This is a genomic window from Microbulbifer sp. ABM4_008 (assembly GCF_056311705.1).
In genome coordinates, this window is the sequence record NZ_CM149970.1 from 4,063,930 (window position 1) to 4,078,080 (window position 14,151).

Below are 14,151 nucleotides of genomic sequence, written 5' to 3' on the forward strand. Positions count from 1 at the left end.
TGCGAATAGCACTTCTTCTGAGGGGCACGGCCTATACTGCTGGTGCAATTCCTCAGGGTCATACCTTGCGAGCAGTACTATGCAAGAGATCAAGCCCAAGCCCCCCGCCAGCGCAGGCCAGCTGTTTGGCCACCCCAAAGGACTCTTCCTGTTGTTTGGTACTGAGATGTGGGAACGTCTCAGCTACTACGGCATGCGTGGTATTTTTGTCTTCTACCTGACCTCTACAGCGACTGCCGCAGTCTTCGGCTGGGAACAACTGACCGATACCGAATTGCAATCCAAAGCCCTCAGCTACCTGGGCTGGTATGCAATGCTGGTCTACCTAACCCCCATTATCGGCGGCTGGATGGCAGATAATCGCTGGGGCCAGCGCCGCTGTATTATGTTCGGCGGCACCTTGATGATGCTAGGGCAGTTCGCCCTGGGATTCCCCCACGGTTGGCTGCCAAATGGCAGCCAAATTTATATGCTGTGGATCGGGTTGGCCTTGCTGATTATCGGCAACGGTTTCTTCAAACCAAATATCTCTACCATGGTCGGGGACCTTTACGAGGAAGGTGACCACCGACGGGATACCGCTTTTACCATTTTTTATATGGGCATCAACCTGGGCTCTATCCTCGGTTACCTGCTTGTGGGCTGGATTGGGGAAAAGGTGGATTACCAGCTGGCCTTTATCGTCGCTGGCCTTGGCATGTTAGCCGGCCTAATCCTGCAGTTGACCCAAGCCAAACGCTACCTGGGAGAAATCGGTGTAGAACCTTCTGCGCACCTGGAACTGAAAGACAAGAAAGATGAGGACGTCGATAAGCGCCGCCCACTGACTCAAGAGGAGCGCGACCGCATCAAAGTTATTTTGGTGCTGGGTGTGTTTATCGTGATTTTTTGGGCTGGCTTTGAGCAGGCTGCCGGCTCAATGAACTTATTCGCCAAATATCGAACCGACCTGAATGTGCTGGGGTGGGAAATTCCCGCCAGTTGGCTGCAGATGGTAAACCCTCTGTTTATTATTATCCTTGCGCCGATTATGGCCAGTATCTGGGTAGGCATGGGAGACCGGGAACCCAGCTCACCGGCCAAATTCAGTTTGGGACTGGTTTTTCTCGGCGTGGGATTCTTATCCATGTGCGGTGCCGCCCTGCAAATTGGCGATTCAGAGACCATTAAGGCGAGTATTTGGTGGTTGGTATTTGCCTATATTTTCCACACCATTGGCGAACTTTGCCTATCGCCAATTGGGCTCTCTGTCGTAACTAAATTATCTCCGCTGCGCTATTTATCCCTGATGATGGGGCTTTGGTTTGCCTTTATTGGTGTTGCCAACAAAGGAGCCGCAGAGATCGGTAAACTCGTCGGTGTATCCGGTCCACTCGCAACCTTTGGCGGAGTAGCCCTGGCCGCAATTATTGCCGGAATTATCCTGTACTTTATTCGCGAGAAACTGGTGGACTGGATGCACGGTGCAGAAGAGGTTCATGTAAAGGTGGGCGAAACCACCAAGGAGGAACTGAGCATCACCGCCGATCACGACGGTGTACCGCCGAAGCATTTTAGCGGTAATGACAAATAAGGGAGCCAACCCATAGAAAGCGTATTTTGCGAGCACGGACCTCGCTCTTTAACGTTATCAGATTCCGGACCGCTAACAGGCGTACGTTTAGCGGTCAAAGATCTCTTTCAATTGAAAGGGGAGAAAAATACGGCAGGCAGCCCCGAGTGGTTCAATACTCACCCTCCTGCCAATAAAACCGCACTTAGCTTGCAGCAATTACTGGAGGCCGGCTCAACCTTTATTGGGTTTACTCACCTTGATGAACTCGCCTACAGCATGCAGGGGAGTAATTTACATTACGGTTCTGCCGACAACCCTAAACTGCCCGGCTATTTTTGTGGGGGTTCCTCTATGGGATCGGCCGCCGCCGTGGCCTCAGGAACAGCCGATATTGGCTTAGGCACCGACACCGGCGGATCGGTGAGGGTACCTGCAAGCTATTGTGGTTTATTCGGCATTCGAACCAGTCACTCACTTATTCCAACCGACGGCGTTATCGGTTTAGCACCCTGCTTTGATACTGTCGGTTGGTTTAGTCAAACTCCTTCATTACTTGTAGACGTCGGCAAAATTCTAATCCCGTCACAGCACTTATCCACAAATCAAGTAACCCGCCTGGTTACTTGCCCCGAAATAAGTCAACTGGCAGATACGCCCATTCAATCAGCAATCCAGGAATTTATTCCCACATTAAATAATCAATTTCCTATCTGCGAGATTAAACACCTGCCTGACATAGAATTACTGGGCGAACTGGCTAATGTATTCCGAATTTTGCAGGGCCGCGCCATCGCCAATACTCACGGAGACTGGTTGCGAAAATACCGGCCGGTATTTTCAGAGGACATAGCCACAAGAATTACTATGGCCCTATCAATTACCGACGATGAGATATCCTGGGCCAACGAAAAACGACAACAGTGGTGCAAGTTGATGGAGACATTACTACCGGACAACAGTAGCGTTTTACTAGTACCAACCACCCCCACAACCGCAATTAAGAAAGGGACCGATAGTGAATTCTGCAAAGTACAAAAAGATCGCCAGCGACTATTGGGTTTAACCGCTATTGCAGGGCTTTGGGGCGCCCCCCAGTGTCATCTGCCGTTGTTTTCTATCGTAGAAAATGGGATTAATACTGGGGGAAAGGAGATAGAGAAACCCAGTGGTTTCTCATTGATAATGACTCCACGAAGTGATTTTTCGCTTCTCTCTCTAGTTGAGCAACTAACCAAACCCCTCGAAGGAATAGCAGGTAGCACCTAAGGTGCTACCTGAAAAAGCGATCAGCCTTTTAACGCCCTTTAACCAAATAAGCGATGGCTCGATCCAATCCCTCCAGGGTCATCGGATACATATGCCCGTCCACCAGTCTCTGGGTCATACCGATACTGGGAGTATATTGCCAGTACTCCTCTCCTACAGGATTCAACCAGATCAGGTTACTGTAGGTATCGGTAACACGCTCCATCCAGGCCGCACCGGGCTCTTCATTCATATGTTCGACACTGCCGAAACGACTGGTAATTTCGTAGGGCGCCATAGAAGCATCGCCGACAAAAATTACTTTGTAGTCCTTGCCATAGGTGCGCAGTATTTCCAGCAGCGAGGTATTTTCGCTATAGCGCCGCTGGTTGTCTTTCCACACATGTTCGTAAACAAAATTGTGGAAATAAAAATATTCGAGATGCTTGAACTCGGAACGACAGGCGGAGAACAGTTCTTCACAGACGCGCACATAGGGGTCCATAGAGCCCCCTACATCGAAGAAGATCAGCACCTTAATCGCATTATGTCGCTCCGGCACCATTTGAATATCCAGTAACCCGGCGTTGCGTGCAGTAGAGGAAATGGTGTTATCCAGATCCAGTTCCTCTGCGGCACCGGTGCGGGCAAATTTGCGCAGCTTGCGCAGAGCCACCTGGATATTGCGGGTACCCAGACTGATACTGTCATCCAGATTTTTAAACTGGCGCTTCTCCCATACCTTTGACGCCGAGCGATTGCGCCCCTTACCGCCCACACGGATACCGCCGGGATGATAACCGCTATTGCCAAACGGGCTAGTGCCGCCAGTGCCAATCCAGCGATTACCACCACTGTGACGCTTCTTCTGCTCCTCTAGACGCTTTTTAAATTCCTCCAGTAGTTTTTCCAAGCCACCGAGGCTTTGCACCTGGGCCTTTTCCTCTTCGGTCAGCTGCTTCATAAATTCTGCACGCAGCCAGTCCTCGGGAATCATTTGCTCGACAATGTCGTCGAGGGTCTCAAGGTCCTTAAAATAGGCGTCGAAAGCGCGATCAAATTTATCGAAGTGCTTCTCGTCCTTGACGAGGCAAACGCGGGCAAGGAAGTAAAATTCCTCAAGGTCGGCAAATACCAGGCGCTGCTGTAATGCCTCAAGCAGGGCCAGCAGTTCGGTGATGGTTACCGGTAATTTATAGCGGCGTAAATTCTGGAAAAAGCCAATCAGCATAATAATTCGCAGTCAGCACAGGGAAAAAATAACACCCGGTTAAACCGGGCCGAAATCACCGAGGACAACCTAAGCCCTCGGTGACATTAACCAACACAGTTTAGCGATTATCGCGACGGGCCATAAACGCCAGGCGCTCCAGCATATGGACATCCTGCTCGTTTTTCAGCAGGGCACCGTAGAGCGGCGGAATGGCATTGCTGCTATCGCTGTTTTTCAAAATCTCCCCGGGAATATCATCAGCCATCAACAGCTTGAGCCAATCGATCAGCTCGGAGGTAGAAGGCTTTTTCTTTAGGCCTGGAACCTCGCGCAGCTGGAAGAAAATATCCATTGCCTCGGCCACCAACTGCCCTTTGATCCCTGGATAGTGCACATCGACAATTTTGCGCATGGTGTCACGATCGGGGAAGCTGATGTAATGGAAAAAGCAGCGGCGTAAAAAGGCGTCCGGCAGTTCTTTTTCGTTATTGGAAGTGATAATTACGATGGGGCGCTGCTTGGCCTTGATGGTTTCGCCAGTCTCATAGACAAAGAACTCCATACGATCAAGCTCAACCAGCAGGTCGTTGGGGAATTCGATATCCGCTTTATCGATTTCATCGATCAGCAGCACCACGCGCTCTTCTGCCGCAAAGGCCTCCCAAAGCTTACCGCGCTTAATGTAGTTGCCAATATCGTGAACCTTATCCACCCCCAGTTGGGAGTCCCGCAGGCGGGATACCGCGTCGTACTCGTACAGGCCCTGCTGGGCTTTGGTGGTGGATTTAATATGCCACTGGATCAGCTTTAGTCCGAGGCTCTCTGCTACCTGCTCGGCGAGCAGTGTTTTGCCGGTGCCGGGCTCACCCTTGATCAATAGTGGGCGCTGCAGGGTAACGGCCGCATTCACCGCCATCTGCAAGTCGTCGGTCGCTACATAGCTTTCGGTACCGGTAAACTTCATAACTGCTCCAATCCTGTCGTCGAGGCTAACTATCTCTTTTAGCGAATGATAATTGAACAACAGGTTGGGGGCGAGGCGGTAACGCTCAATTTGGATGACCAGCTTGCGCTGGGGAAATTTGCCAGTCCCGCAGGGCGAGCCTTGAAAGTACGCGTAGGCTTACCGAAGCAGCCTAGGCCATCTGGGTACTGCGGCGGTGTACAACCTGGCGACCTTTGCCGGTGATATACCAGCGGATGCCCAGGTGACTGTGAATTTTCCCGACCATCTCCAGCACCAGCAAGCTATTCAAGGCGCGGGCTATAGAATTGGTTTCCATACCGCTGTCCTGCACCATGCCGGAAAGAGACCGAAATACACACTCCCCCGTATTTAACAAATGCAGTACCTGTAGGGCATTGTCATCCAATTTACGGATCTGATTGAAATCGATGGTCGGCCCCTGCTCGGGATCGCCCTCAATTTCATGCTCCAATAGGGGCATCATTTCCAACTGCATGGTGCGCAGTTCCTGCTCCATATTCTCTACTCGGGCACGGGCAATACTGGCGTCGCGCAACTGGCGCCGCGCGGCGTTAAACACGAACATACGTGATGCAATTGCAGCGAGCAGGCAGTAACCGGTAAAAATCAATAAACGCGAGGGGTCACCCTGGATTTCTATCAACAAGTCACTCTGGGTGAATTTAAGGAATATCGGCACCATCAAGGCGCCACACAGCCCCATAATCAGGCAACGTGCGAGCCCCGCTGGATCTTCTTCGGTGAACAGCATTTGATAGTAATTGACCAGCCCACCCAAAATGCCCGAAACCAGCATTACTGCAGTCAATATAAGCAGGTGATCGAGCATCAGTATTCCTCAGCCATTCGGCTCTCACTGCCAATCCGGGCAAGTGGGTATTGAACTGAATATTTCACTCTATTCACGACTGCCCTTGCCCTCTTCCCCTATTAGGTGCGAGGTATTTCCCACATGCTGGATACAGCCGCCTCTTGTTGTTACTGGATACCTGGCAGAAAAGTGACACTGCTTTTACATTGTTTTGCATTGCGCCACAGCGGGAACCAGCTTAATAGATATAGCAGCTGTCATTGACTGGGGTTGTCGGTCTAAAGGGTTTTAGCGCCTTTGATACGAGCAACCGAGTGAAGGCCTGGATATAGGCGTCGAGGAGGGACGATGGCTGCGCAAGTGAATTAAAGTGCAACAAAAAATACTGGGTGAATGGCTACCCTGCCCTCAGGCATGACAGCCATATCTTGGGTTATTGTTCGTTAAAGTAGGGATCTTCATCAAAGCGACGACGCCTGTCCCGGCGAAACCTCATCAGCAAGCTGACAATCCCCCAAACAACCATGATCGCCAGGGCTCCACCCGAAGCGAATATCAAATTGGTAGTGACCTCTGGCGCCGCTCCATTTTCTTCAAACAGCGTTTGATAAACAAATAGCGGCAACACCGGCACAGCAACTGACTCCGCTACAGAGGTCTTTGCCGGCGCCAGCAACACCGCCGCAGCCACTAACAGTAGAGTCTGGCGCACCCAACTCCAGCGCCAATTGCGCATAAACCACCAGCCTGCCAACAGCATAACCAGTGTTGAAGCAGCGTATACCATCCAGGCAAATTGGAAATCTTCTGTCATTCTCTCACTCTACTTTCTGGCACACCGATCCAATATCGGGCAAATATGCCAGGGTCCTTTACACCGTCACTCGCTCGGAACCGGCATATTTACGCCGCTTCGCAGACAAGCACTGCCTGCCATAAATCGATCCGAAGAATGATTTGAGGAGCCTCTGAGTAACTCTGTGATGCCTCTGGCATGCAGAGCGGTTCACAATCAAGGCGCGGCTTCGCAGGAATGTCTAGACCTTTCAAGAAGTCGCAACGCGGAGTGTGAATCGCTCCGAATGCCCCGAAGGGCGGGCCTTGAAGGCCGCATCTGCTGTGTTGCAGCTCTTGCAAAGGGCTACGGCCATTCGCGGCGAGCTGCGCCTAACATCTGCAGCCTTCAAGACCCGCAGAGGCATTACGGAGTTATTCAGAGGCTCCTTAATTATGCGCAATATCCAAAGGCGTTCACAGGTCGCAGTTCCCGTTTGCGATCAACCTTGTTCAACCCAAGAGACAATATGATCCTCCATATCGTCTGCATGAACCGACTCTTCACTGACAACGCGCCCACGCACCGATATCCCCGCCCGATGTACGGATTCCGGGTCTCCCGATACCAATGGGTGCCAGTCCGCAAGAGGGCGCCCTTCCGCAAGGCTGCGGTATGCGCAGGTGAGCGGCAACCAATCGAATTCGGCAATATCCTCTATACGCAACTGAATGCATCCGGGAACATGGGCTTTGCGCTGGCTATACTTGCTGCACTGGCAGGAATGGGTATCCAACAGGCGGCAGGCCACATTAGTGAGGTAGACCTCACCCGTATCCTCATCCTCCAAGCTGTGCAGACAGCAGCGACCACAACCGTCACAAAGCTGCTCCCACTCGGATCGACTCATTTGCTCCAGCGTTTTCCGCCGCCAAAAAGGCTCCTGTGCCATTTAGCTCGACTCAGCGTTGCAACTTGCTGTTCTTCAACGCGATTTCACTCATTTCGGAATCGGCTATTGGCGGCATCTGTAAGTAATAGCCGCGAGTACGCACCTCTTTGAGCAACTTGTCCGCCTCTGCACGGGCCAGCTTTTTGTCCGGCGTCACCAACATCGTAGTGACGTGCTGCGGCTTGCCGAAAAGCTCCAGTAGATTTTTGGGAACCCTCGCAGTGCCCTCGCGCTTATCCACGTACAGATACATTTCGTCTTTATTTGGACTGCGATAAATATCGCATAAAACTTTCACTTCAATTCCTCTTTACGCAATTGTTTCAGAGCTTCGAGCAAAGGATGGCCAATCACATCGGCCCGCCACCCTCTGAGCCGCCCCTCTAACTCGGGTCGACGGGCCTGGACCAAGGCTTCCAGCTCTTTTTTGCGAATTAATATTTCGGCAGGCAACCCGGCCCGCTCGGCAATAGACACCATCTCAAGCCGCAGTTGCTTGAGGATTTCTCCCTGCTGCCGGTTGAGGGGCTGCTGCATTCGCGCAGGTGGATCGCTTCTCCCGCAGGCTTGGGCAACGATTTTTAACAGGGCGTCGCCGTGCTCACGCAGAGCTCGCCCTTCCATACCCAGTTGGCTCAAGGCACCTCTATGCCGCGGCAACTGTTGGGCCAAGCCGAGACAGATATTCTCTTTCAACAAGTGATTGCGCGGCATATTCAGCGCCCTGGCCTGCTTTTCGCGCCAGGCACACACATCCTGTAGCACTGCCAGTTGTTTACTGCGCAGGCGCCAGGCACCTTTCACTTTTTGGTAGTAAATCTCAGGTGGGCTCGGGTTTCGAGCCGTGACCACCAATGATGCACAGTCTTCCTGCAACCACTCCAGGCGCCCCTTCGCATTGAGGTCCTTTACCAGTACGCCGTAGAGTACCGGCAACCAAGCGACATCGAGGGCGGCATAGGTTTTCTGTGCATCACTGAGAGGTCTCTGCAGCCAGTCCGAGCGGGTTTCACTCTTGGGCAACTCTATATGCAGTAGCTGGTTAACTGTCGCCGCATAACCTAAGCCTGCTCCCATACCACAGATTGCAGCGGCAATTTGGGTATCAAAAATGGGCTCGGGAATCACGCCTAGCAAGCGCTCAAGGGTTTCCAGGTCCTCACTACAACTGTGCATGATTTTAGTGACAGCGGTATCTAGCAAAAGGTCGCGAAGCGGCTGTAACTCCTCAATCGCCAAATTGTCGATCAGGTAACAGTGTTTTCCATCACCTACCTGGACCAGGGCCGGTTGGGGATAAAAAGTACGGCTGCGCATAAATTCGGTATCCAGGGCTACCGCACTCAGCTTGCGCCATTCTGCACACAACTCTACCAGCTGCTCGTAACTGTCGACCCAGCGTGGAGTGGTATCTATTTCTGTCATCGATATCACTCAACTGCCGGAAAAAAATGCGGTTCGACTATTAAAGGCGTGGGCGAGAGTGCCGCCATCGATATATTCCAATTCTCCGCCGATGGGCACACCGTGGGCAATCCGGCTCACCGTCACCCCCTGGGCACGAGCTCTCTCCGCGATGTACTGCGCGGTAGCTTCACCTTCTACCGTAGGGTTAGTGGCGACAATAAGTTCGCGCAACTGCTCAGTAGCGAGTCTCTGCTCCAGCAAGTCGATCCCCAGGTCCCCCGGGCCAATGCCATCAATGGGCGAGAGATGCCCATGCAGGACAAAGTAGCGACCGTGGTAATTACCGGCCTGCTCAATAGCCAGAACATCAGCGGGCGTCTCAACCACGCACAGTGAGTCCTGCTCGCGCCGGCTATTGCTACACAATGAGCAAACGGGCTCCTCTGTCAGGGTGCGACACTGCCCACAGCGCCCCACTTGTTCCACCGCTCGCGCCAAACTCTGGGCCAGCAGTGAGGCAGCTTCCCGGTCTTTTTCCAACAGGTACATCGCCATGCGCTGCGCGGACTTGGGGCCCACACTGGGCAGACAGCGGAGCGCGCGGATCAGCTCTTCAATCAGGGGACTAAACATACAAACTCAAAACCAGTGGATGGCCACTTCTTAAAAGGGGAACTTAAAGCCTTCAGGCAAATTGATACCTGAAGTCAGGTCTCCCATCCCCTGCTTTTGCAGTTCCTGTGTTTTTTCCTCTACACGGCGCACAGCGTCGTTGACCGCAGCGGCCAGCAGGTCTTCCAGCATTTCCTTCTCTTCGGTCATCAGGGAGGGATCAATTTCCACAGATACCACATCGTGGCGACCATTCATCGTCACCTTGACCATACCCGCCCCAGACTCACCGCAGATGCGAAGCTCAGTCAGGTCCTGCTGCATCTTCTGCATTTTTTCCTGCATATCGGCCTGCATTTTCTGGGCCTGCTGCATCAAATCGCCCAAACCTTTCATAGGTAACCTCTATCTTGTGCATGTGGCCCCGGAATAAACCGGGCCCTAATTGTCATTAATCTTCTACTACTAGTGATTCTACGGAGCCCGGCACCAGTTCCGCACTCAATTCTGCCTGTAATTCTTGAACCAGTGGGTCAGCGACCAGTGCATCCTGGGCAGCTTCTAGCCGCGCTTGGCGGGTAGCTGCGACTAATCGGGCGGGGGTACTCCCATGTACCTGCCCTACTTGTATCTGCGCTACCACAGGCTGTTGGAAGAAGTCAGCCAGAGAGTCCCCCAGACGCCGCTGGTGAACTTCGTCGTAGAGGCTGCTGTAAGATTCATCCAGGGTGAACGAGAGTATATTGTCCTGCCTGCCCACCATCTCCAAGTGCTGGGCAATAGAGTGCAAAATACCGGTAATACCCAGCTGTCCATACATTACCGGCCAACTGCCAGGCGTTAATGCTTCCAAACGCCCTTTTGGCACTTCCTGACTGCGGCTTTCTACCGGAGCCTCCCGCGAGGTATTCACCGTATTTTGTGGTACTGGTTGCTGTGATGCCGGCGCCGACTCTACTTCCGCAACTCGCTGGCGAAGCTCGGCCAGGACATCTTTACGCTGGGGACGCTCTTCTGCCACTCCCTGGACAGGAGGCGGGCTTGTAATTTGCTCCGGCTGAGCCTCCGTCGCTGGCTCACTGATCATTTCAGCTGGGGCTGCAGGCTCTACCTCCTTTTGCTCTGCCTGATTCTGCAACGGCTGCAGGCCCTGCACTGCCTGCGGGGGAGCCACATCAACCTTTGTAACAGCCTGCGGCTGTGCCGCTTCAGGCTTTTTTGCCGGACTGACCTCCGGTACTTCTGGCGCTACAGGGGCCTGTGGCTGTAGCGCTTCTAGAGCAGGTGCTGATGAAACGGATTCGGAAGCCGATGGCAGTGGAGAACGGGGAATATCCGCAACTCCCTGAGGACGGAAGGCCAGCATCCGCAGTAGAGCCATTTCAAAGCCACTGCGCTGATCCGGGGCCAAAGGCAGGTCACGCCGGGCCAGCAGGGCCATCTGGTAATACAACTGCACATTTTCCGGGGCGATACGCCCAGCTAAATTTCTCAGTCGCTCACCATCACCCAGGGAATTATCGATAGATTGAGGCAACACCTGGGCCACTGCAATGCGGTGCAGGTTGTCGGCGAGTTCTGCCAGCGCAGCACTGTAATCAGGGGCCTGCTGGGACAACTCAGCAACTGTGGCAAATAAAGCCTGTGCGTCCTCTTCAGACAAGGCTTGCAGCAGCTTCCACACCAAGCCGGTATCGATACTGCCCAGCATACCGCGCACTTCTGCCTCGGTAATTTGCCCCCCACCAAATGCGATGGCCTGGTCGGTAAGACTCATCCCATCTCGCATACTGCCATCTGCGGCGCGACCGAGATGCCACAGGGCCCCTTCTTCAAACGGGACCTGCTCCTGCTCCAACACAAACTTCAAGTGCCCCACAACCCGCTCGGGGCTCATATTCTTCAGCTTGAACTGGAGACAGCGGGACAACACAGTCACCGGCAACTTCTGCGGATCAGTCGTTGCCAGCAGAAACTTCACATGGGGGGGCGGTTCTTCGAGGGTTTTTAACAGCGCGTTAAACGAGCTGTTCGACAACATATGGACTTCATCGATCAGGTAAACCTTGAAGCGACCCCGGGTCGGTGCGTACTGCACGTTCTCAAGCAGTTCACGAGTATCTTCGACCTTGGTACGCGAGGCTGCATCCACTTCGATCAGGTCGACAAAACGGCCATCGGCAATCTCATTGCAAGTGTGGCACTGGCCACAGGGTTCAGAACTGACTCCCTCTTCACAATTCAGGCACTTGGCCAGGATTCGTGCGATCGTGGTTTTACCCACACCACGGGTACCGGCAAAGAGGTAGGCGTGGTGCAAGCGACCATTATCCAGGGCGTTGATCAACGCCTGGAGAACATGCTCCTGTCCCACCATCTCGCGAAACAGCTTCGGCCGCCACTTCCGTGCCAGTACTTGATAACTCATTCAATCTCCGGTGCTCGACACACCTCTGCAAGGTCTTATTGTCTGCGCCTGTGGCGCGGCCGCCATTATACCGGCATCCACCGTCAGGCATAGAGAATCGGAGAGTGTGACCATTCAAGTTCGATCGTACCTCTCGTAGCGAAACCAATGCTTGTGATATAACTGTGCGCCAGCTCGCACTAAGAACAATCAGTCCATAACTACAGCGAGTAGGGTACGGGGATCACGATCAGTAATGAATAAGGCCAGGAAGACGCTTCTTGAAAGGCTGTTTACCGAGCACGGACAGGCCTTGGTACGCTTTGTCTCTCGCATTGTAAAAAGCCCTGACGATGCCGAGGATATCGCCCAACACGCCTATCTACGCTTGCAAAAACTCAGCGATGAAAAGGAACTTGAGAATCCACGGGCCTACCTCTACCAGATTGCCAACAACCTTGCTGTGGACCAGCTGCGCCGGGGCAAGCTGCATGTAGAGTACGTAAGCCAGCAGATCCCCATGGAAGGTGAGCCCTACACCGACGACCATGCGGACCATCAGTCACCAGAAAGATTGCTGGCAGCCCGCCAGCAGTTACAGTCGATATACGAAACCATGGACAAGCTACCCCTAAAGTGTCGCCAGGCCTTTCTATTGCATAGGACCCGGGGCCTCTCCTATAGCGAGATTGCCCAGGAAATGAATATCTCGGTGAGCAGTGTAGAAAAGTATATTTTGCAAGCCTTGAGAGCCTGCCGCAAAAAGGTGAACCCTGATGGGTAAGCAGTCTTCCGGCCAGGCATACTCCAAGCGCGACGTTAATATTAACGATAACTAAAAATGCAGTCATAAACTGCTGATTCGCCAAGTCAAAAAATTAGTTGAGGGGGAAACCTGTTCAGCCGTCTCAGCTTGCAAGGACCAATTAAGAAATTGAGCCGCACTAAGATCCCTGCTATTAGCAGCATCTTTCACTGCTAACTAAGAGAAATTTCCGGAATTGTTTTGTATTGACCTACGCACCACAAGGTAAAGGCCACACAAATCGGAGAATTTTGAGTAAGATGCTCTTTTTAGCATCACAGTGCTAATTAAAGTTTAAAGATACAAGGTATTTGAGCAGCCATGAGAACCAACCCGAAGCAAGCAGTAAGCGAAGACAGCCTGGATCAGGCTTGCGCTTGGGTGGCTCGCCTGCGCTCTGATTCGATTACTCTAGCCGATCGCTCTCAATTTAAAGAGTGGTGCTCCGTCGAGGAAAACCAGCGGGCCTTTGCAGAAATCACTGAGCTGTGGGGCGACCTGGGAGCTCTATCCAAAATGCCTTTGGAAACTCTTTTCCCTGAAAGCATTCCATCCCAAAAGAAAAGAAACCTCAATAGAACAGAATCCACCAAAGCTACCAAACCCAAGAGTTGGACCCTACCCCAGTGGCTCATTGGCGGGGGGCTTGCAACCTGCGGAGCGATTGTAACCCTGTGGGTAAGTTTCCAAGGTATGGGGGGCGAAACCCAGGCTCAGATGTATGCAACAGAACTCGGCCAAATACAAACCATCAGCCTACCTGATGGCTCCGAAGTAAAACTGAACTCCAACAGTAAGCTGAGAGTAATCTATAACCGGAACGAGCGCCGAACCGAGCTAGTTCGCGGCGAGGCATTCTTTGAAGTAGCCAGGCAAACATCACGTCCATTCACCGTCTCTGCGGGTAGCGCCAATATCCGGGTTTTGGGAACCGAGTTCAATGTAGAGCTAAACCCTGAAAACACACGGGTATCTGTAACCGAAGGTACAGTTTCAGTCACCGAGGCTGAAAGCGCTCCTGGCTTGAAACCTGAGTCAGTGCAGTTGGTTAAGAACCAAAAAGTCAGCGTATCTGACCGCGGACTCAGCCCAATCGGTCGGACCTCCCCGGAAGAGGCCACGGACTGGACAAAAGGCTTACTAGTCTTTGAAAAGACCCCGCTTAAGGATGCTCTCACAGAGCTAAACCGCTACCTCAATGTACCCGTTGCTGCTTCGCCCCAAGTGGAAAACCGACTTGTATCTGGAACTTTTGAGGTTTCTGATCCGGACAGCACCCTAAAAGCCATCGCAACTGCACTGGATTTACAGCAAGACCGCAGCAACACCAACCTGACTATCTTGTCTCCCGCGAATAACTAAGTTATAACCGTCCCTCAGG

The 14,151-nt window shown here is 52.7% G+C and carries 14 protein-coding genes; 4 read left to right on the top strand and 10 right to left on the bottom strand.

The window, feature by feature from the left end; all coding sequences use genetic code 11:
- The first annotated feature begins 79 nt into the window (after positions 1–79).
- Entirely contained in the window at positions 80–1,573 is a 1,494-nt protein-coding gene (locus tag ACYX4J_RS17645) for a peptide MFS transporter (RefSeq protein WP_476177213.1), read from the top strand.
- 12 nt (positions 1,574–1,585) lie between these two features.
- A complete protein-coding gene (locus tag ACYX4J_RS17650) occupies positions 1,586–2,821 on the top strand; it encodes an amidase family protein (RefSeq protein WP_476178667.1) in 1,236 nt (411 codons plus the stop codon).
- Positions 2,822–2,849: 28 nt separating this feature from the next.
- Here ACYX4J_RS17650 and ACYX4J_RS17655 read toward each other — a convergent pair whose 3' ends face one another.
- The 10 genes from ACYX4J_RS17655 to dnaX all read right to left on the bottom strand — a co-directional run bounded on the left by ACYX4J_RS17655 (position 2,850) and on the right by dnaX (position 11,986).
- Positions 2,850–4,031: a vWA domain-containing protein gene (locus ACYX4J_RS17655; RefSeq protein ID WP_108731893.1), complete on the bottom strand. Its 1,182-nt coding sequence runs from the start codon at positions 4,029–4,031 to the stop codon at positions 2,850–2,852.
- 100 nt (positions 4,032–4,131) lie between these two features.
- On the bottom strand, positions 4,132–4,977 hold the full coding sequence (locus ACYX4J_RS17660; RefSeq protein WP_444895115.1) for an AAA family ATPase: 846 nt from the start codon (positions 4,975–4,977) through the stop codon (positions 4,132–4,134).
- 172 nt (positions 4,978–5,149) lie between these two features.
- Positions 5,150–5,830 carry a YEATS-associated helix-containing protein gene (locus ACYX4J_RS17665; RefSeq protein ID WP_108731891.1) on the bottom strand — a complete coding sequence of 227 codons (681 nt, stop codon included), beginning with the start codon at positions 5,828–5,830 and terminating at the stop codon, positions 5,150–5,152.
- 415 nt (positions 5,831–6,245) lie between these two features.
- Positions 6,246–6,626 carry a hypothetical protein gene (locus tag ACYX4J_RS17670; protein ID WP_282934168.1) on the bottom strand — a complete coding sequence of 127 codons (381 nt, stop codon included), beginning with the start codon at positions 6,624–6,626 and terminating at the stop codon, positions 6,246–6,248.
- 463 nt (positions 6,627–7,089) lie between these two features.
- Positions 7,090–7,539 carry a YcgN family cysteine cluster protein gene (locus ACYX4J_RS17675; protein WP_444926742.1) on the bottom strand — a complete coding sequence of 150 codons (450 nt, stop codon included), beginning with the start codon at positions 7,537–7,539 and terminating at the stop codon, positions 7,090–7,092.
- A gap of 10 nt (positions 7,540–7,549) precedes the next feature.
- Positions 7,550–7,837: a YcgL domain-containing protein gene (locus ACYX4J_RS17680; RefSeq protein WP_444892840.1), complete on the bottom strand. Its 288-nt coding sequence runs from the start codon at positions 7,835–7,837 to the stop codon at positions 7,550–7,552.
- A complete protein-coding gene (gene rnd / locus ACYX4J_RS17685) occupies positions 7,834–8,964 on the bottom strand; it encodes a ribonuclease D (protein ID WP_476177214.1) in 1,131 nt (376 codons plus the stop codon). The genes ACYX4J_RS17680 and rnd overlap by 4 nt, the downstream gene beginning before the upstream one ends.
- A 9-nt stretch (positions 8,965–8,973) precedes the next feature.
- Positions 8,974–9,579: a recombination mediator RecR gene (recR, locus tag ACYX4J_RS17690; protein WP_282934172.1), complete on the bottom strand. Its 606-nt coding sequence runs from the start codon at positions 9,577–9,579 to the stop codon at positions 8,974–8,976.
- A 30-nt stretch (positions 9,580–9,609) separates the two neighbouring features.
- Positions 9,610–9,954, bottom strand: coding sequence for a YbaB/EbfC family nucleoid-associated protein (locus ACYX4J_RS17695; RefSeq protein WP_444895118.1), 345 nt, complete (start codon positions 9,952–9,954; stop codon positions 9,610–9,612).
- A 55-nt stretch (positions 9,955–10,009) separates the two neighbouring features.
- Positions 10,010–11,986 (bottom strand): DNA polymerase III subunit gamma/tau, encoded by a 1,977-nt coding sequence (gene dnaX / locus ACYX4J_RS17700; RefSeq protein WP_476177215.1) that lies wholly within the window; start codon positions 11,984–11,986, stop codon positions 10,010–10,012.
- A gap of 235 nt (positions 11,987–12,221) precedes the next feature.
- On the opposite strand from dnaX, the gene ACYX4J_RS17705 reads away from it, so the two are divergent.
- Together ACYX4J_RS17705 and ACYX4J_RS17710 are read left to right on the top strand one after the other, a co-directional pair.
- Positions 12,222–12,749: an RNA polymerase sigma factor gene (locus ACYX4J_RS17705; RefSeq protein WP_476177216.1), complete on the top strand. Its 528-nt coding sequence runs from the start codon at positions 12,222–12,224 to the stop codon at positions 12,747–12,749.
- A 342-nt stretch (positions 12,750–13,091) separates the two neighbouring features.
- Complete coding sequence (locus tag ACYX4J_RS17710; protein WP_475708745.1) at positions 13,092–14,132, top strand: FecR family protein; 1,041 nt, start codon at positions 13,092–13,094, stop codon at positions 14,130–14,132.
- Positions 14,133–14,151: the final 19 nt, after the last annotated feature.